This is a genomic window from Microbacterium sp. NPDC058345 (genome assembly GCF_042723855.1).
Classification (GTDB): domain Bacteria; phylum Actinomycetota; class Actinomycetes; order Actinomycetales; family Microbacteriaceae; genus Microbacterium.
The window spans coordinates 699,623-719,408 of record NZ_JBHXIG010000001.1 but is presented as its reverse complement, the minus strand read 5'-3'; the positions used below and the strand labels follow the sequence as shown (position 1 = coordinate 719,408).

At 70.1% G+C, this 19,786-nt stretch carries 15 protein-coding genes; 13 read left to right on the top strand and 2 right to left on the bottom strand.

Features of this window, described 5'->3' with window-relative positions:
- Positions 1-44 precede the first annotated feature (44 nt).
- From eccD to ACFWH5_RS03455, 12 genes are all read left to right on the top strand, one after another.
- Positions 45-1,397, top strand: coding sequence for a type VII secretion integral membrane protein EccD (eccD, locus tag ACFWH5_RS03510; protein WP_378831821.1), 1,353 nt, complete (start codon positions 45-47; stop codon positions 1,395-1,397).
- 3 nt (positions 1,398-1,400) lie between these two features.
- Complete coding sequence (eccB, locus tag ACFWH5_RS03505) at positions 1,401-2,717, top strand: type VII secretion protein EccB (protein WP_378831819.1); 1,317 nt, start codon at positions 1,401-1,403, stop codon at positions 2,715-2,717.
- Positions 2,714-4,009, top strand: a complete 1,296-nt coding sequence (locus tag ACFWH5_RS03500; protein ID WP_378831817.1) for a S8 family serine peptidase — start codon at positions 2,714-2,716, stop codon at positions 4,007-4,009. Before eccB ends, ACFWH5_RS03500 begins: the two co-directional genes overlap by 4 nt.
- A gap of 136 nt (positions 4,010-4,145) precedes the next feature.
- Entirely contained in the window at positions 4,146-4,895 is a 750-nt protein-coding gene (locus tag ACFWH5_RS03495; RefSeq protein ID WP_378831814.1) for a hypothetical protein, read from the top strand.
- A gap of 16 nt (positions 4,896-4,911) precedes the next feature.
- The gene (locus tag ACFWH5_RS03490; protein WP_378831811.1) at positions 4,912-6,633 is read left to right on the top strand and encodes a type VII secretion target; all 1,722 of its coding nucleotides are present in this window, start codon (positions 4,912-4,914) and stop codon (positions 6,631-6,633) included.
- Positions 6,634-6,660: 27 nt separating this feature from the next.
- Positions 6,661-7,533, top strand: coding sequence for a hypothetical protein (locus ACFWH5_RS03485; protein WP_378831810.1), 873 nt, complete (start codon positions 6,661-6,663; stop codon positions 7,531-7,533).
- A 2-nt stretch (positions 7,534-7,535) separates the two neighbouring features.
- The gene (locus tag ACFWH5_RS03480; RefSeq protein ID WP_378831807.1) at positions 7,536-8,276 is read left to right on the top strand and encodes a hypothetical protein; all 741 of its coding nucleotides are present in this window, start codon (positions 7,536-7,538) and stop codon (positions 8,274-8,276) included.
- 123 nt (positions 8,277-8,399) lie between these two features.
- Positions 8,400-9,116 (top strand): DUF2510 domain-containing protein, encoded by a 717-nt coding sequence (locus ACFWH5_RS03475; protein WP_378831805.1) that lies wholly within the window; start codon positions 8,400-8,402, stop codon positions 9,114-9,116.
- Between the two features lie 131 nt (positions 9,117-9,247).
- Positions 9,248-9,961, top strand: a complete 714-nt coding sequence (locus ACFWH5_RS03470) for a DUF2510 domain-containing protein (RefSeq protein WP_378831803.1) — start codon at positions 9,248-9,250, stop codon at positions 9,959-9,961.
- 136 nt (positions 9,962-10,097) lie between these two features.
- Entirely contained in the window at positions 10,098-10,925 is an 828-nt protein-coding gene (locus ACFWH5_RS03465) for a DUF2510 domain-containing protein (protein WP_378831800.1), read from the top strand.
- A 115-nt stretch (positions 10,926-11,040) separates the two neighbouring features.
- Positions 11,041-11,400 carry a hypothetical protein gene (locus ACFWH5_RS03460; protein ID WP_378831798.1) on the top strand — a complete coding sequence of 120 codons (360 nt, stop codon included), beginning with the start codon at positions 11,041-11,043 and terminating at the stop codon, positions 11,398-11,400.
- Between the two features lie 110 nt (positions 11,401-11,510).
- Positions 11,511-12,713, top strand: a complete 1,203-nt coding sequence (locus tag ACFWH5_RS03455; protein ID WP_378831796.1) for a hypothetical protein — start codon at positions 11,511-11,513, stop codon at positions 12,711-12,713.
- Positions 12,714-12,792: 79 nt separating this feature from the next.
- On the opposite strand, the gene ACFWH5_RS03450 is transcribed toward ACFWH5_RS03455, so the two are convergent.
- Both ACFWH5_RS03450 and ACFWH5_RS03445 read right to left on the bottom strand, forming a co-directional pair.
- Positions 12,793-14,244, bottom strand: coding sequence for an FHA domain-containing protein (locus tag ACFWH5_RS03450; RefSeq protein WP_378831793.1), 1,452 nt, complete (start codon positions 14,242-14,244; stop codon positions 12,793-12,795).
- Between the two features lie 77 nt (positions 14,245-14,321).
- Positions 14,322-15,659, bottom strand: coding sequence for a hypothetical protein (locus ACFWH5_RS03445; RefSeq protein ID WP_378831790.1), 1,338 nt, complete (start codon positions 15,657-15,659; stop codon positions 14,322-14,324).
- 87 nt (positions 15,660-15,746) lie between these two features.
- Here ACFWH5_RS03445 and eccCa point away from each other — a divergent pair, with 87 nt between their 5' ends.
- Positions 15,747-19,748 carry a type VII secretion protein EccCa gene (eccCa, locus tag ACFWH5_RS03440; protein ID WP_378831788.1) on the top strand — a complete coding sequence of 1,334 codons (4,002 nt, stop codon included), beginning with the start codon at positions 15,747-15,749 and terminating at the stop codon, positions 19,746-19,748.
- The last annotated feature ends 38 nt before the right edge of the window (positions 19,749-19,786 follow it).

Below are 19,786 nucleotides of genomic sequence, written 5' to 3'. Positions count from 1 at the left end.
CGATAATGTGGAGCGCGCGTGTGTTCAAGGAAAGCGGGGGATCCATGTCGCCTCAGACGACGACTGTCGCGCCGACGCGCCTGCTGCGCATCTCGGTGCAGTGGGAGTCCCAGCGCATCGACGTCGGCGTGCCCGGCGGTGTTCCGGTCGCCGAGATGCTGCCCTCTCTCACGCGGCGTCTTCGCGTCCTCGACAATGTGTCGGCCTCGTCGGGATTCCGGCTGGTCCGCACGGACGGCAGCGCGCTGGACGGCGACCGCACGCTGGCGGCGCAATCCGTGCACGACGGCGACTTCCTCGTGCTCGAGCAGGGCGCGACCGCGGCAGTGCCGAAGCGCTACGACGATCTCGTCGAGGCCGTCGCCGACGTCGTCGAAGAGAACGCCCCCGCCTGGTCTGCACAGAACTCGGTGACGGCGGCCACCGTCGTCGCCTCCGTCCTCCTGCTCCTCGGGCTGGTCCCGGCAATCTGGTCCTGGGTGCAGACCGGCACGATCATCACGTCCGCCGGTGCGGGCGCCGCGGCCGTCGTGCTGATCATCTGCGCGCTGGTGATGGATCGCACGCGTGCCCCGGAGCAGGCCGCGATGGCGCTCGCTCTGGTCTCGTCGGTCTACGCGGCCGCCGCCGGGTACACGCTCGTGCGGTCCGACGACGGATGGGGCCTGCCGGTCGTGGCGGGCAGCGCCGCCATGCTCGTCTTCGGCGTCGTCATCATGCTCGCGCTGAAGCGCCTGCGTGAATACGGACTCATCCCCGTCGCCGTCGGCGGCGTGTTCCTCGCGATCGGCGCCCTGGTCACCTGGCTCTCCGCGCCCATCGCGGCCACGCTCGCGGCGGCGATGGCGATCGCCGGCATCGCCGGGCTCGGCGCCCCGTGGATCGCGCTCGCATCGGTGCCGCTTCGCGTCGTGTCGGCGCGCGACGACTCGGAGGTGTACGACGCGCCCACGCGGATCTCCCCGGAGGAGGTCGCCCGGCTGTACGTGCGCGCCCACCGCCACCAGGTCTCGCTGCGGATCGCAGTGTGCCTCATCGTCCTCGTCGCGACGGCGCCCGTCGTCGCCTCAGGCTTCTGGGGGCTTCTGCTGGTCACGGTGACGTACATCGGGATGTTCCTCGGCACCCGGCAGGTGTACTCGCGCTTCGACATCATCGCGGTGGCATCCGGAGTGCTCTCGGGCGTGGTCATCGGGGTGGTCACGGCGATCATCGTGCACCCGGGGTGGATCGGAGGCCTCGTCATCGGCCTCACCGCCGCGGCCGTCTGCATCATCGTCGTGGTGCTGCTCAGCCCGCGGGCGCGACTCGGCCTCACCCGCTTCGCCGACTTCGCCGAATGGGCGACGATCGCGCTGCTGCTGCCCCTGGCCATCATCGCCGGAGGCTGGTTCTGATCCATGGCGTCCAAGTCCGAACTGCTGCAGGCACAGGCGTTCAACCGGCGCCGCCTTCAGACCGCGTTCACCAGCGGTGCGCCGGGCGGTCGTGAGCTGCCACCGGGCAAGCCGCTGCGCGGTGTCGTCGTCAGCGTCGCGCTCGCGATCCTCACCGTCATCGTGTCGCTGCTGATCGGAACGTTCACCGGGAGTCTTCCGAAGGGGTGGGGCGACGGCTCGATCATCGTCGTCAAAGGGGAGGGCTCGCGGTATGTCGCCCTCGGCGACACGCTGTATCCGGTGAAGAATCTCGCCAGCGCGCGCCTGCTCGTCGGGTCCACCGCGATCACCTCAGTCCCCGCCGACAAGCTCGACGGCATCGATCGCGATCCCACACCGGTGGGCATCGACGGCGCGCCCGATCATCTGCCGGCGCCCGATCGGCAGTACACCGGGCCCTGGCTGAGCTGCGTGTCGAGCGCGCGACCGCTCGAGATCTCCACCCGCCTGCTCGGCGACCCGTCCGGCCCGCGCGACCAGGCCGCGCTCGTGAAGGACGACGACGGCGAGTACTGGTTCATCCAGGGCGAGCGCCGATACGCCGTCGCGGCCGACAACGTCGCCGTCGTCGCGAGCGTCTTCCTGGGGATCGATGACGTGCAGTCCGTGCCCACCGTGTCGGCGCTCTGGCTGAACCTGGTGACTCCCGGCACGCCGCTCGCGGTGAACCTGGGCAGCGAGCTGGGTACGGATGCCGGCACCGCCGGGCTCATGGTCGGGCAGGCGGTGCAGACGCAGGCGGACGGCGAGATCGTGGCCGAGTACATCGTCGACGGCCGCGGCGACCTCGTACCGGCCACGCCGTTCGCGCGCACCCTGCTGACCGCCTACGTCGGCGTCGATCCGGTCGTGATGACCGTCGCCGAGGCCACCAACCTCCGCAACGTGAACTCGGATGCCGTGCCCGCCGACTGGCCGGTGCGCGTACCGGTCGAGTCGGAGAACCCGTCCGGCGCGTGCCTGCAGATGACGCCGACCGACGAGGGCCCCGTTCTCTCCGTGGCATCGACCCCGGGCGAGCTCGACGCGGGCACCCGCGTCACCCCCGGGGCTGGCGCCGCGATCACGTCGCGCAGCACCGGTGAAGGCGCGACATACGGCTTCGTCTCGGAGGCCGGGGTGTACTTCCCCGTCGAGTCCGCCACCGACCTCGGGCTGCTCGGCTATCGCACCGAGGAGTCGGTCACCGTCCCGGCGTCGTGGACGCAACTGCTCGAGCAGGGACCGACGCTCGGTCGGGCGATCGCGCAGAGGACGGCTCCGGGGCAGGCGCAGTGAGGGGCCGTCGTGCCCTGCGCAGGGCAGCGGCGGCGGTCGGCGTCTTCGCGATGCTCGTCACGGGGACGGCGGGCTCCACGGCGTCGACGGCCATCGGCATCCCGTCGGCGCGGGTGACGGAGAGCGGGCCGGTCGTCGACGCCACCGCACAGCAGTGCACGCCGAAGCAGCGGGTCCTCCTGCCCGGCGCGAGCTATCTGGTCGAGCGCCTCGGTCTACAGGAGGCCTGGACGCTCAGCCGAGGACGCGGCGTGACCGTCGCCGTGGTGGATTCCGGCGTCGAGGCGGGCAACGTGCACCTGGCCGGCGCGCTGGTGCCGGGCCACACCAGCTTCGGCGACGGATCAGCGCGACCCGACGACGACCTCTTCGGCCACGGCACCGCCATCGCCGGCATCATCGCGGCACGGGCGGTCGAGGGCTCCGGCGTCGTCGGCATCGCGCCCGAAGCCAAGATCATGCCCATCCGCGCGTTCCAGTCCGCGCCGGAGGACGGCCAGTCGTCGCGCGATCTCGTACCTCCGTCGGCGGCCACGGTCTCCGCGGGCATCCGATGGGCCGCGCAGCACGGCGCCCAGATCATCAACGTCTCCCTGTCCGACGACCAGTCGCTCGGACAGTACCGCGATGCCGTCGCCTATGCGCGCTCCCGGGGCGCCTTGGTCATCGCCAGTGCCGGCAACCGCAACACGGCCGATGCGAACAGGCCGGATCCGGCGCACTTCTACCCCGGTGAGCTCGACGGCGCCCTCGCAGTCGCGGGCCTGATGCGTGACGGCACGTGGGACGCGGGTTCGTCCTACGCGGGCGAGCATGTCGACATCGCCGCTCCCGGGCAGTCGATGCCCGCGACCTACATCTCCGGCGGTGATTGCGTGTTCAACACCGACTCGGCGTCGTCCAGCTACGCCACGGCGGTGGTGTCGGGAGCGGCGGCGCTCATCGCGGCCCGCTATCCCGACGAATCGCCCGACCAGTGGGCGTTCCGGCTGACCCAGTCGGCGATGCGCGTCTCGCCCGCGGAGCGCAGCGGCACGGTCGGGTGGGGCGAGGTGCGACCCGCCGACGCCCTCGCACTCGTCGACGACGGGATGCTGCCGGGGCCGGCATCCCCCGTGCATCCGGCGGCGACACCGGCACCCGTCGAACCCGGCACCGTCTCGATCGAGCCGGTCGCGGATCCGCTCGATCCCGCCCGGATCATCGTCGGGTGGATGCTCGGCGCCGGGGCGACGATCTCGGTCATCGTGCTCCTTCTCGCCCGCGGGCGTTCGCGTCGCACGGTCGGCTGACGCCCGTCCCCGCTCGCCACGCTCGGCGTCGGGACGACCTGCTCGCTCCCGGCGGTGATGGGGAGTCCTCCCCCTATGGCACTCTTGCACCCCTCCGTAGGATGGCCTCATCGGTCCACGAGAGAGGAAGCCCATCGTGAGTATGGACATGGCGGATGCCAATCGGCTGATGGCGGAGCTGCAGGAGACTGCTGCCGAGCTGCAGCGAGAGCTGCGCGCGCTGTCTGCCGCGTCCGGCGAGCTGACCGCCGTCACGGTGGAGGATGAGAAGAAGGCCGTGAAGCTCACCCTCGCCAAGAACGGAGCGGTCGAGGCGCTCGTGCTCGACGAGGACTGGCGTGACACGATCGGCGAGGAATCGCTCGGACTCGTGGTCACCACCTGCTACCGGAGCGCACTCGAGCAGCGCATCGGGCAGTGGATGAAGTCGTACACCGAGAACGCCGAGGAGACGGCCGCGAACGCGGATGTGACGGTGCCGAAGCCGGCACCCGTACAGCTGGGCGATCCCAGCGCGGACTGGGCAGTCGAGGGCCGTGAGCAGCTGCGTGCCATGTACGACGCGGCGGATGCCGAGCAGCAGGACTTCCTGGCGCACCGCGCGCAGCGGGCGCGGCAGACGCGCGACGGAGTGAACGCCGCGAAGACGGTCACCGTGACCCGCGAAGGCGACACGCTCACCGCGGTCACGCTCGACGAGCGGTGGGTGCGGAACACGAACGACGGCGTGATCGAGCGCGAGATCGTCAAGGCGATGAACGGCGTGATGGCGATGGCCGCACGCGAGCGCGAGAACAAGTACGAGGGGTTCCCGGCGATCGAGCAGCTTGCGAAGATCGCCCACAACCCCCGCGAGCTGATGCGCCGTATGGGCGCCATCCGCTGAGAGAGGAAGTGTAGCTATGGGCTGGCGTGATGCTCTGGGTGACGTGGTCGACGCGGTCAACCCCGTCGATGAGATCGTCGACTTCGGCACGAACATCGCCGAGGGCGATCTGCTCGGCGCGACGGGGAATCTCCTCGACGCCGCCACACCGCTCGATGAACTCGTGAGTGCGGGCTCGAACGTCGCGGAGGAGATCTTCAGCGGCGGCGTGGACGATTCCGGCGGCCTGGATCAGGCGGATCCGGCTGCGCTGCCGGATGCCGAGGGCGAGTCGGTCCTGCCGACACCGTCACCGCAGCCACCGGCGTCGTCGTTCGGCGCCGAGGGCGAGGTCGACGTCGAGACGTCGAACCTGCGCAAGGACGCCGGGCTGTGGGATGCGGCGGCCGAGTCCTACGGCAAAGTCGCGTCGGCCGCCGAAGGCCTCGACATCGAGACCTCGGCGTTCTCGTTCATCGGCGGCGAGGCGGCGAGCGCTTACAAGACGTTCCAAGCCACGATGGTGCAGCTGCTGGGCACGGCTCCGGACGCCCACACCGGTTTCGCCGACTCGCTGCGCCTGACCGCGGACGCCTATGACGAGACCGACCAGGCGTCGAAGGGCAATCAGACGAAGGACATTCCCGGCGGCGGCGACACCGGCCCGGGAGGCGGAAGCCCAGGAGGCGGGAGCCCCGGAGGCGGAAGCGCTGGCGGCAGCGCCGGTGGCGGAAGCGTCGGCGGCGGTGGGGCGGGCATCGAGCAGCCCCAGATCGATGGCGACGCCGACGGCGAGGCGGGTGACGATGCGGAGCAGGCGCGGCTGGATGCCAAAGCAGACCAGCTCGACACTCGCGCGGATGCGCTCGACCGCCAAGCCGACCAGGCCGACAAGCATGCCGACAAGGCACAGGAGCAGGTCGAAGCCATCGAGCAGCAGATCGATGCGCTCGAGGAGCGCGCGTCCGAGCTCGATCGCAGCGCCACCGACACGGAGCGGCGGGCGACGGAGCTCGATCTCAAGGCGGAGCAGCAGCAGGCCGCCGGAGATTCCCAGGCCGCTCTGCAGACGCGTACCGATTCGGCGGCGCTGCGCGCCGAGGCCGCCGCGCAGCGCGCAGAGGCCGCCGAGATCCGCCTGCAGATCGAAGAGCTCGAGGCTCAGCAGGACGAGGCCTTCGAGGAGATGACCGACGCCCGCGAGGACGCGGCAGAGCTTCGCGACAAGGCCGCCGACCTGCGCGACAGGGCCGCCGAGCTGCGCGACCAGGCCGCAGACGGAGGTGCCGGCATCGAGGTCGGAGCCGACATCGACGCTGAGCCCAACGTCGACGGCGAGGTCGAGGGCGACGCCGATGTGGCTCCCGCGCCCGGTGACGGCGACGTGGTCTCCGAGCCGGGCGAGGGTGATGGCGACGTCGCTCCGTCGCCCGGTGACGGCGATGTGGTTTCCGAGCCGGGCGAGGGTGACGGCGACGTGACCCCTGCGCCCGGCGAGGGCGATGTGGTTTCCGAGCCGGGCGAGGGTGACGGCGACGTGACCCCTGCGCCCGGCGAGGGCGACGGCGACACCGGGTCGTCGATTGGCGAGGGTGACGACGCGCCGGTTGCCGGCGAGACGGACGAAGCACGCCCGACCCCGGACCTCGACGGCGGCCCCGCGCCGCTGCAGGCACAGCCTGCGCCCGCGACCCTCCCCGGTGGCGGCGGTTTCACCGCGCAGCCGGCACCGGCCTGGCAGAACCGCCTCAACAGCTGACCTCTCAACGGGAAGAAGACGTAGATCATGGCACGACCCAGAATCCCCGGCCCCGGACCCGGAAGCAGCTCAGGATCCCCCGATCTGCCGCCGAGTGCGTTCGACAGGCCGAGCCCGAACGGTTCGCCGAGCGGCTCGCAGAGCCGCGGCGGAGCGTCCGGCGGCAGTGGCCGCGACAACGCCGCCGATGTCGAGAAGTCCAAGTCGAAGTTCCAGGAGTTCGTCGAAGGGGCCGACTCGGTCATCGGCATCATCAACGGCGTCCTCGAACTCGCGGAGCACATCCCGCTCATCGGCGAGCTCATCGAGAAGATCAACAACCTGATCCGCAAGATGTTCGAGAAGGTCAACGAGGCGATCTCGAAGACCGCGGAGATCTTCGCGTACGTCGGCAGTCCGACCACGCTGCGCCAGGCCGGTCTGAGCTGGGTGCAGAGCGTGGGCGCACCGGCGACCCAGGCGACGTCCACCATCGTGTCGTCGTCGTTGCCCAGCACGGGCAGCTGGGAAGGTGCGGCGCACAACGCGTACATCGCGCGGGTGGATCTGCAGCAGCCGGCCGCAGAGAACGTCTACGACAAGTGCGTCATGATCGACAAGGAGCTCAACACCTTCGCCGACGCGATCGTCGACTTCTGGGTCGCCTTCTCGATCGCCGCGATCACGACCGCGATCGGCGTGGCTCTCGGCATCGCCGAGATCGTCTCGGTGTTCGGTGCTCCGGGCGGCGTGGCGACGATCATCGCCGAGGTCGGCTTCTTCATCGTCGACGTCATCGGTCTCGTCGACATCATCCTCACCGCCAACCAGGCCGCGTCGGCGTTCATGATGAACGTCACCCAGGAGCTCGCTTCGACCGGAGCGTTTCCCGGCGGGGCGTGGCCGCGTCACGCGGCGTGACCATGTCGGCACCTGAGCTGTCGGCTGTCAGCGCCGAGCGATCGACCGGAGGCGGCGCTCTGCTGCTCGATTTCGGTGGGACGACAAAGCGCATTCCCGCCGGGGCGACGTTCGTGGTCGGCCGCGGGACCGATCTGTCGATCGATGACAATCCCTACGTGCACAGGCGCTTCCTCGAGATCACCGAGCGCGACGGCATCTGGTGGCTCGTCAACGTCGGCTCGGGGCTCACGGCTTCCGTCGCCTCGGCTGACGGTCTGGCGCAATCCTGGCTGGCACCCGGATCATCGATGCCCCTGGTCTTCGGATCGACCACCGTCATGTTCACCGCGGGAGCGACGACGTACGAGTTCTCGCTCGCGGCCGAGACACCCTTCTACCAGGTGTCGACGTCGTGGAACTCCTCGGCGGGCGGAAGCGTCGCAGAGCTGCTCTCGCCGGTGCAGCGGATTCTGCTGACCTCGCTGGCGGAGCCCCTGCTGCGCCAGCGGGCAGACGGGGCGGTGCAGCTGCCGTCGACCGAGGAGGTCGCGGCACGGCTGGGCTGGTCGGTCGAGAAGTTCCACCGGCGGCTGGGCACGCTGTGCGACAAGTTCGCCCGGCTGGGCATCCGCGGTCTCGAGCGTGGCGCCGACGGCGGCATCCGCTCATCCCAGCGCTCGCGCCTGGTGGAGCATGCGGTCGGCGCGCGAATCGTGACCGCCGACGATCTCGCCCTGCTCGACGCGTTCGTCGTGGCGTGACTCGTCGGCTGCAGCCGTCTGGGTGCTCAGAAAGTCCGCTCACTCTGATAGACACGGAGCGGCGTTGCGCGCGAGGGCCGCGTGTAGGCGCGGTGCGCGGCTGAGACGGTGAGGAGGGTCCGGATGAGCACTCCGGCTGGGTGGTACGACGATGGTTCCGGGCGGCAGCGCTGGTGGGACGGCACGCGGTGGACCGAGAACTTCGCTCCGGTCGATCAGGCACAAGCTTCGGCGTCGGCGACCGCGCCCGAGGCTGCGAAGCCGGCGCCGACGCTGGGGTTCGTCGGATTGGGGCTGGCCGTGTTGGGGACCATCCTCGCCTGCATCCCGTCGGTGGCGACGTTCGTCATCGGGATCGTGGTGCTGCTGGCTGCGTTCGTCGTGTCGCTGATCGCGGTGTTCAAGAAGAACACGAAGAAGTGGCCCTCGATCGTCGGCATCGCGCTGTCGATCGTGGGTGGCGTGATCGGCGCCATTGTGTTCTCGGCCGTCCTGTTCGTCTCGCTGGTCGACAACGCCATTTCGCAGATGCCGACCGATTTTCCGACATCCGCCACCAGCGAGCAACCTTCAGGCCCGCCGTCATCGGACGAGGGAGAAGGGCGCCCCACGCCTGAGGCCATCGGCGCCGGCTACCTGGCCGCCATCCAGGCGGGCGGCATCACCGACTTCGACGACGAGCCCGAGTTCATCGCGTGCATGGGGCAGTACTTCTACGACTCCGACTTATCGGACGATGCCCTCTGGCTTCTCGTAGAGGGTCAGGATGTGCAGGGTGAGGAGGCGCCGGTGGCGCTGCGGGTGACCACCGATGGCGTCGTGCACTGCGGCACGCAGTGAGACCGAAGCCGGGCCGCGGCCACCGGAGCTCCGGGCCGATTCGGGTGCGCCTGGTATACACGTAGCGGCGCATCTCGCGTACTGAGGACCTGGGTGCGAGGCGCGCAGGCTGTGATGACGAGAGGACACGGATGAGCACTCCGGCAGGTTGGTACGACGACGGTTCCGGGCGGCAGCGCTGGTGGGACGGTACGCGGTGGACGGACGATTTCGCGCCCGTCGATCACCCGCCCGCTGCGGCGTTCGCCACTGCGAAGTCGACGTCGGCGCTGGGATTCGTCGGTCTGGGGCTGGCAGTGCTCGGGACCATCCTGGCGTGCATCCCGACGGTGGCGACGTTCGTCATCGGGATCGTGGTGCTGCTGGCGGCGTTCGTCGTGTCGCTGATCGCGGTGTTCAAGAAGAACACCAAAAAGTGGCCCTCGATCGTCGGCATCGTGCTGTCGATCGTGGGTGGTGTGATCGGCGCCATCGTGTTCTCGGTCGTGCTGCTCGTCTCGCTGGTCGACAACGCCGTGCAGCAGCTCCCGACGGATTTCCCCACGTCCATTACGAGCGGACAGCCGTCTGACGAGCCGACCGACGACGGCGAGGGCCGCCCGACGCCTGAGGCGATCGCCGAGGGGTACCTCGTAGGCTTGAAGGACGAGGCAGGGATCGACGAGTACAAGACCCCCGAGGTTGCCGCCTGCGTCGGTCAGTACTACTACGACTCGGACGTCTCAGACACGCTGCTCGAGAGGGTCGCAGCAGGTGAAGTCATCACGGAGGACGTGGCGGGTGAGGAGGCGGAGCTCTTCCGCCAGGTCGCCATCGATGCCGCGACGGAGTGCGGCCCCCAGTAGAGGCGTACGTCGTGCGACGAGTTTGCGCGCCATGGCCACCTCGGGAAGACCTGATATACACGTAACGGCGCCCTCGCGCCGCTGAGCGGGGCTGCGCGTCCTCGATGTGCAGACGATTTCGACGAGGAGGATGTGGATGAGCACTCCGGCGGGTTGGTACGACGACGGCTCCGGACGCCAGCGGTGGTGGGACGGCACGCGGTGGACAGACGACTTCGCGCCCGCGGGCGCTGCCGGCGGCGCTTCGGCGCCTGAGGCGCCGCAGTCGCCGGCAGCATCGGGCGACACCGCGCCGTATGGCTCAGAAGCCACCGGAGCGCTCGTCGCCGGCGACGCGCCTTACGCGACGCCGGGTTCGGCGCCGGAAGCGCGGAAGCCCGCGCCGACGCTGGGATTCGTCGGATTGGGGCTGGCAGTGCTCGGGACCATCCTCGCCTGCATCCCGACGATGGCGACGTTCGTCATCGGGATCGTGGTGCTGCTGGCGGCGTTCGTCGTGTCGCTGATCGCGGTGTTCAAGAAGAACACCAAAAAGTGGCCCTCGATCGTCGGCATCGTGCTGTCGATCGTGGGTGGTGTGATCGGCGCCATCGTGTTCTCCGTCGTGCTGCTGGTCAACCTCGCGGGCGCCGTAGGCGAGAACCTGCCGACGGGCCTGCCCACCCCGCCGGCGAGCGAACAGCCCTCTGATCAGCCCGCAGACGGCACCGACGAGCGTCCGACGCCTCAAGCGCTCGCCGAGGGCTATCTGGTCATCATGGACGAACCAGGACTCGAGGAGTACAGGACTCCCGACGTCGCAGAGTGCATGGGGCAGTTCTACTACGACTCCGAGCTTCCGATCGACCTGCTGCAGCGGATCGCTGCCGGTGAGATCATCACGTATGAAGGTGTCGGACAGGAGCTGGGCGAGCAGTTCGAGAGCGTCACCAGCGAGGGTTTTGACGTCTGTGCGCCGTTGTGACCCGATTGCGGTGAACGGGTGCTCGCCGGCAGATGATGGGCACAGCTCCCCATGGATAACGTGCACTGCGTCGGGCTAGGATCAACGCGAACAGAATCGTCAGAGGGGGCGAGAGATGGCCGGCAAGTCCTTCGGGATGAACGCGGATAAAGCTGATCATCAGGTCAAGCGCCTGGAGGAGTGCTTTGAGATGCTCGAGCAGTCCCGGCAGACGATGGCGGACCTCGGCAAAGAGCAGACCTCCACGCTGTGGACTGCCGATGGCAAATCGGTCGTCCTCACCGCGGAGCTCAGGGCGAAATATCGCGCTGCGCAGCTCTGGCTGGCGGCGATCAGCAAGGACATCGAAGAAGCGCGGATCAATCTGCAGAAGGCTGTGGATGAGACGGATGCGATGGACGACGCGCAGAAGGCAGACTTCCAGAAGGCCCTCTATCGCGTTGTGGGCTCACCGATGAAGCCGATCGCGATCTGACCGGAGGGGACATGGGACAGAACGTGGAGCGGCTCGGCCGCTTGCGGGAGAACCGCATTAACATCGCGTCCAACATCGCTCGCGGGCGTCAGGCTGTTCAGAGCGTCGTCGTGAGCACAACGGTCAGCACCGCTTCGGCGGATCTGCACAAGGCTCAGCAGTCCGAAGGCTTCGAGGGGGATCTCGGTATCGCCGTCGCGACGAAGCTCGCCTCGATCCGCAAAGACCTCGAATCGTTCGCGGAGTACCAGAGCAAGTTGGCCGAATCGGTCAGCCTGGCCAATCAGGCGCTGCAGGACACGGCGGACGGAGTGGAAGGGCTCCCCTCCGGTGAGTTGACTCAGCAGCAGCTGAACACGATCGACATGGCTGCGAAGACGAACAGTCCCGTGCAGGTCTCGCCGGGCGTGACGATGAGTCCGGAGCAGGCCGGCCAGTGGTACGCCGACCAGGCGGAGGCTGAGCGAGAGGAAGCGGCCCGGAAGATGGCGGTCGCCCTGGACAACCGCATCCAGGAGATCATCGACGGCATGCCCACGTCGGAGTACGACCCCGACAAGCCCGACAAGGAGCGCGAAGACGACGACGGCCCCGGAGGGTCGCCGAGTGTGGACGATCCGCGCACCGGCACCGGAGCGCCGAGCGTGACGGGCACCCGCAGCGATCCGGGCGGTCGCGGTGAGTATGACGGTCCGGGGGTCACCGGTCCGGATCGGAACGATCCGCCGCGACATTGGGATCCGCACCTCCCCGATCCCCGTGACCCGGAGGTCTACCCGCCGAAGCTGCCGGACCCGGACGATCCTGACGTCCCCCGCATCGACGGTGGCATCGACGGCGTCGTGCCCGGGCAGCCTCCCGGCGGCGGTCTCAACCCTCCCGGCGGCGGTCTCACACCTCCCGGTGGCGGCGTCGTGCCGCCCGGTGGCGGAGCGGCCGCACCCGGTGGCGTCGGCCTGGTCGGCGGTGCGGGCGTCGCGGGAAGGGTCGGCGGCGCAGGCCTGGCCGGCGGCATGGCTCGTCTCGGCGGGGTCGGCGGGCTCCACGGCGCTGGCGGAGTCGCCGGCGGTGGATCCGGCGTCACCGCAGCCGGCGTCGCCCAGGGAGGTGCAGGCGCCCGTGGCGGCGTGATGGCGGGCGGCGGCATGGCCGGCGGCGCCGGAGGCGCCGGAGGCAAGAAGAACCGGCGTCGTGGACAGGATCTGCTCGCCTACGAACTCGACGACGAGGATGAGGGCGTGACGCCCGATCTCGGCGAGGCCGGGGCAGCCGGTCGCGCGGCATCCGACGGACGGGAAGAGGTCGGCTGGTAGCCGCACGCTCTTCGACGACATCCGCCCACCCGCGTCCTGCGGGTGGGCGGATTCTCGTCTGAGCGGTGACCCTCGACGGTCAGGCGGCGACGACGCGGATGACGCAGTCGCCGAGCTGCAGCACCATCCCGGGCACCAGGCCGAAGCGCTGGTGCGGGGTCATCGGACCGGAACGGCCGTCCCCCGTGCGCAGCGACGAGCCGTTCCCCGACCCGAGGTCCTCGAACCAGGTCTGGTCTCCCACGATGCCGAAGCGGCCATGGGTGCGTGAAACGGAGCGATCGCCGTCGGGCACGGCGATGAGTGCCGCATCCGCTCTCTCACCGTCGGGCAGGCTGGGCGCGCGACCGATGTACCCGGTCCCTCGAAGCGGCACCCTGGTGCCGTCCTGGAACTGCAGCGCGACCGCCGTCCCAGCCGGAGCAGGGGAGGCCGATTCGGGGGCGGAAACCCGCGAACTCGCGGCGACCTCCGCCGGCGCCGGCATCGACGGTGCTGACGGCTCCGCCGCCGCCGACGGTCCTGCCGCGGCCTGCGCCGCCCGCGCGGCCGCACGAGTGGCAGCCTCCGGTGCGGCGCGCTCGGCGACGCGGCGGAAGGCGAGCTCGGCGTCCCCACCGAGGATGAGCACATCGCCGGGCACCAGGAACGAGGGACTGTGCGGCGTGAGTTCGGTGACGCTGCCCCCCAGGTGTCGGACGGACGCGCCGTTGGCGGATCCGAGATCCTGCACCCACAGCTGACCGTCCTCCACGCCGAAAGAGGCATGCGTGCGGGAGAGCGAGCGGGCGCCGTCGGGAACGCGCACCAGGATGGCGTCGGGGATCGATTCCGGCGCGCGCGGCGCGCGACCGATGAAGCCGAGGCCCGTGGCACGGATCACCGTGCCGTCGCCCAGCTCGAACACCGGGACGGTGCCGACGGCCGTGGGCACGTGCAGTGCCGGTTCGGCGGCCGGGAGCGCGGCTGCCGACGCGGTCGGGAGCGCCACCGTGCGGGGCACCGCCACGGCAGCGTCCCCGGTCCTGGGCTCTGCGACGGGAGCGCGGGTGATCAGTCGCTGACCGGATGCCGAGTCACCGGGCATCCCCGCGGCGGAGTCCAACCGGGTGACGCGTGCGTCGAGCACCGGAGCGCCCCCGAGGTCGGCGACGGTCGACCGGCTGACCTTCCCGACGTCGATCACGCGTGCGCCGGCCGCCCCGTCCAGCGCGCCGGATGCGGCGAGCCCCACGGGAAGCAGGATCGGAATCGCATGCGAGAGGCCCATCAGAGCGCTGCGCAGGAACAGTCGAGGAGCGCCGACGGTGAGCAGACTGTCGCGCCGCACAGTGCGGATGCCGCAGATCAGGTTCCCCGGTGTCGCACCGGTGTGCCCCTCCCAGATCCAGCCGATCGCCCACAGCTCCACCACGGCGACCGCCACGAGCAGCAGCGACCCGGTGAGCAGCCAGACGGTCAGCCCGACCACGGCCACGATCGCGACGTCGATGAGGTAGGCGCCGGCGCGCTTGCCCGCGGATGCGCTCACGCGGGTCGCCGCACTGCCCTGAAGGCCGGTCGCGCGGGCGGAGGCCGGGGCCGGAGGCGCGGCAGGAGGGGAGAGGGTCACAGGAAGACCTCCAGAATCTGCCCGGCGATCCCCGAGCCGTACACGAGGGCCGCAGGCGAGAGCGCCAGCAGGACGCCCTCGATGATGTCGCCGGTGCGCGACCACGCCAGCGAGCGCCAGTCCCCGGCCAGCGGAACGGTCAAGCAGCCGATGACGATCCCGGCCAGCACCAGGGCGAGCGCGACGAGAAGGGGGGTGACCTGCAGCGCGGCGACCAGCGCGGCAGTCGAGAACACGGCGATGAGCGCGCCGGTGGTGAGCGCGGCTCCCCGGGCCAGACCATCGCGCAGCTTGCGCGAGGTCAGCAGGAAGTAGCATCCGACGCCGAGGACGCCGCCCAGCACGCACCATGCCTCGATCGTCCCGGTGCCGACGTTCAGCAGCGCGTGCAGCGTCGATAGCAGAGCCAGGCCGCACGCCGTGACCGTGCCGGCCTCGGAGCGCCGCCTCGCCAGCAGGAACTGGCGAGCCGCCCGATCGGCGTGGATGGGCGACGGCTCGGACGGCTGACGTGCACGGATGCCCTGTGCGTCGCGGATCACGTACGGGGTGTCGATCAGGTCGTCGGGATCGACGTCGAGTGCGCTTCCGCGCATGTAATGGAAGATCGGCACCGCGCAGGCGATCTGCAGGGCGGTGATCGCCGCGGGCGGCACCTCGGCGATGAACGCCGCGGCGTTCAGCACCGCGAACACCGACCACAGGGAGGCGATCACCGCAGTCGCGCCGGCGGCATCGCGGTCGTGTGCGCGTGCCAGCGCGTGCCGCACGCAGGCGACGGTGGCACCGGACACCATGCCGGTCGCCATCATCGCGCCCGCGTCGTGGAACCCCGCGAGGGCGACGGCGCCGGCGGCAGCGGCGAGGAGGGGGGCGAAGAAGGCGACGTACGCGTTCTCATCCCGCACCGGCTGTGCGAGGAGGGCGATCGATCCGGCCAGCAGCACGGCGACCGAGATGACGACGACGGCGGGCGAGGGGGCGATGACGGCACAGGCGACCAGACCCAGTGCGATCGCGAGCAGCAGGCACAGCGCCGTCCAGCGCTCTCGGGCGGGCATCGCGCGAGAGACGGCTCTCGCTGCACCCGGAGTGCGCTCCGACGTGCCTGCAGCCGCTCGATCGAAGAGCCAGATCACACCGCCGTCCCCGGGGGTGACGGAGACCTCGCTGTCGAGCTCGATGGCGGCGCCCGACGTGGTGGTGCTGACATACCTGCTGAGATCGACGCCGCCGACGGTCAGCAGCTCGGCGACGGTCGAATCGGCCGGGACGACGAGATCGTGCCGGCTGTGAGCATCCGCGACAGTGAGACGAATTGTCTTCGCTGACATGCCCCAGCCCCTCGACGATCCTCGGCACGACACCGTTTCATGCCCGCATCCTGCCACAATAGTATGCGACTCGAGGAGGGGCCTGTCGTGAGCAACACCAGAAGCCGCCGTGCGCCGAAACCGCCGGCGGGCGGGCAGCTGACGCTGCAGCAGGCGCCGGAACTCCCGAAGCCCGAGGGTGCGTCCAACACCCTGATGATGGCGCTGCCCATGGTCGGCAGTCTCGGGTCGGTCGCCGTGCTGTCGCTCACGCAGGGCGGTGACGCGACTCGCACGTACATCATGGGCGGGATGTTCCTGTTCATGGCGCTCTCCATGGTGGGCGGGCAGATGTGGCGACAGAAGTCGCAGCACTCCACGAACGTCGAGAACACCCGGCGTGAGTACCTCGCCTACCTGGCGGAGACGCGGGATGCCGTGCGCGAGGTGGCGTCGCGTCAGCGGCGGTACGAGGAATGGATGCTGCCCACGCCCCAGACGCTTCCTTTCATCGTCGAGGAGGGCTCGCGGGTGTGGGAGCGCACCGCGAGTGACGCCGAGCTGCTGACCGCCCGCGTCGGCACGGCCACGCAGCCGCTCGCAATGACCCTCGAGGAGGCGCCGATCCCCGCGCTGGCGCAGCTCGATCCGGTGAGCGCCTCGGCGGCGCACCGGTTCGTGCTCACGCACGACCAGGTGCCCGACCTGCCCTTCGCGATCAACATCGCCACCTGCGCGCGCCTCGAGGCGACCGGCGACACCGTGCGCGCTCGCGGCCTGGTGCGGTCGCTGGTCATGCATCTCGCGACCTTCGTCGCGCCCGAGGATCTGCAGATCGCCGTGCTCGCGTCCGGCGAGGACCTGCCGTACTGGGAGTGGATGAAGTGGCTTCCGCATGCCCAGTCCGACAGCGTCTCGGATGCGGTCGGCGGCGCTCGCCGCATCGGCTCGTCCTGGTCGGACATCGAGCCTCTCATCGCGCAGATCCGCAGCCGCGGACCGGTCAGCGGACAGGGCGCCGGGGCGCTGCCGCACGTCGTGCTCATCACTGACGGCGTCGATCTGCCCCCGGGCAACCCGCTGGCCGAAGAGGGAGGAGTGGACGGCGTCACCGTGGTCGACATCCCCCGCGCGTGGGCCGAGCTCACCGACCCGTTCACGATCCGGCTCCTCATCGACGACACGGCGGATGAGGGCTCGCAGCTGACCGTCGCGCGACGCGGCGCGGGCGTCGTGCACGCGACCCCGGACTTCCTGGGCATCACCTCCGCCGAGGCCGTCGCCCGGCGGCTCACCGGACTCGTCGAGGCCGTCGAGGACGAGGATGCCGCGGGCGGCGGCGCGCGTGCCATCTCGGCGGAGCTCACCGACCTGCTGGGGCTGCCCGACGTCCGCGACTTCGACCCCGAGGTGGCTTGGACGCCGCGTTCTGCCCGCGATCGTCTTCGGGTGCCGATCGGGCTCACTTCGACCGGGCAGCCGATGATCCTCGACATCAAGGAATCCGCGCAGCAGGGCATGGGGCCGCACGGCATGCTCATCGGCGCGACCGGATCGGGCAAGTCCGAGGTGCTGCGCACGCTCGTGCTGTCGCTCGCGCTGACGCATTCGTCCGAGGCGCTGAACTTCGTGCTGATCGACTTCAAGGGCGGTGCGACCTTCGCGGGCATGGCCGACATGCCACACGTCTCCGCCGTGATCACGAACCTCGGTGACGACCTGACCCTGGTGGATCGCATGCAGGACGCGATCCAGGGCGAGATGACGCGCCGGCAGGAGCTGCTGCGCGACGCCGGCAACTTCGCCAACGTCACGGACTACGAGGCCGCGCGCAAGGGCGGCCGCACCGATCTCAAGCCGCTCCCGGCGCTGCTCATCGTGGCGGATGAGTTCTCGGAGCTGCTCGCGGCCAAACCCGACTTCACCGAGCTCTTCGTCGCGATCGGGCGTCTCGGGCGCTCCCTGCAGGTGCACCTGCTGCTGTCCACCCAGCGGCTGGAGGAGGGCAAGCTGCGCGGGCTGGACTCCCACCTGTCGTACCGGATCGGTCTGAAGACGTTCTCCGGCGCCGATTCCCGTGCCGTCATCGGGGTACCGGACGCGTTCACCCTGCCGGGCGGCGGCGGGCACGGCATCTTGAAGTCGGATGCCGAGACACTCACCCAGTTCCGGGCCGCCTACGTCTCCGCCCCGCCGAAGACCCGACGCCGGCGCGCAGGCACCTCGCCGGAGGCAACGGAGAGCGAACCGCAGCTGCGGGCGATCGAGGCCCGCGCGTTCACGGCCGCTCCGGTCATCGTGCACGAGAACCCTGCGGAGCAGGTGCCGGCGCCCGTCGTGGCGAGCGGGGAAGCCCCCGAGAAGCGCGTCACGTTCGACATCGCCGTCTCGCTGATGAAGGGCAAGGGCATCCCGGCGCACCAGGTGTGGCTGCCGCCGCTGGACGTTCCTCCGACGTTCGACGAGCTGCTCGGAGATCTCATCGAGCATCCCGAGCTCGGGCTGATCTCGCCGCGGTGGCGCGAGGCCGGTCCGCTGACGCTGCCCCTCGGCATCGTCGACCGCCCGCTGGAACAGCGCCGCGACAGCCTGGTGATGAGCCTCGTCGGCGCGGGCGGGCATCTCGCCATCGTCGGCGGCGCGCGCAGCGGCAAGAGCACCCTCGCCCGCAGCGTGCTGACCGGCATCGCGCTGACCCACACCCCGCTCGAGGTGCAGTTCTACATCATGGACTTCGGCGGCGGCACGTTCGCGCCGTTCGCGAAGATGGCCCACGTGGCGGGCGTCGCCGGCCGCAACCAGCCGGATGTGCTGCGCCGGCTGTTCCAGGAGGTCCTCGGGATCGTGAACTCCCGCGAGCGGTACTTCACCGCGAACGGGATCGACTCCATCGAGACCTATCGGCGCCTGCGGGCGCAGGGCCGCGCGGACGACGGCTACGGCGACGTCTTCCTGCTGATCGACGGCTGGCCCACGATCCGGGCCGAGTTCGACGAGATGGAGTTCGAGATCCAGGCGCTCGCCGGCCGGGCCCTCACCTTCGGCGTGCACCTGGTGGTGACGACCACCCGCTGGATGGACTTCCGCACCGCGATCCGCGACACCTTCGGCTCGAAGCTCGAGCTGCGCCTCGGCGACCCGAGCGATTCCGAGATCGACCGCAAGGTCGCCGTCAACGTGCCGCAGGGTCGCCCGGGGCGCGGTCTCACCCCGTCGAAGCACCACATGCTGACGGCTCTGCCGCGGATCGACGGTTCCGGCGATCCGGACATGCTCAGCGAGGGCGTCGAAGACCTCATCGCGCGCGTGAACGCGGCATGGCGAGGCCCGCGCGGCCCGAAGCTGCGCCTGCTGCCCGAGATGCTCGAACTGTCGGATCTGCGCCGGCGTGCGGCCGGCACCGCGCTCGAGAAGCACGTCCTGCTCGGCGTCGACGAGGCCGAGCTGGCTCCGACGGCGTTCGACGCGCGACGCAATCCTCACATCTACCTGTTCGGCGACAGCCAGTCGGGCAAGTCGAGCTTCCTGCGCGGGTTCGCGCGCGAGATCATGCGCACGATGTCTCCGAAGGAGGCGCAGTTCTTCGTCGTGGACTACCGGCGTGCTCTGCTGTCGGAGATCCCCGAGGACTATCTCGCCGGCTACTACACCACCGCGCAGCAGGCGTCCGAGGAGCTGGCCGGGCTCACCGAGTACCTGCGCGGTCGGCTGCCAGGGCCGGACGTCACTCCTCAGCAGCTGCGCGACCGGTCGTGGTGGTCGGGCGCCGAGGTCTTCGTGCTCGTCGACGATTACGACCTGGTGAACACCCAGTCGGGCAACCCCATCGCCGTGCTGCAGCCGCTGCTCGCGCAGGCCACCGACGTCGGGCTGCACCTCACCCTCGCGCGTCGTACCGGCGGGGCATCGAGGGCCACCTTCGAGCCGGTGATGCAGACCCTGCGTGATCTCGCGGCGCCCGGCATCCTCCTGTCCGGAAGCCCGGACGAGGGTCAGCTCATCGGAAACCTGAAGGCGTCCTTCGCCGTCCCCGGGCGCGCGAAGGTGGTCACCCGGGAGCGCGGTCTGGAGATCATGCAGCTCGCGTACGCGCCGTCGTCACAGATGTGACGACGCGGATGCGCGGCTTCGAGACGGGCGACACGCGT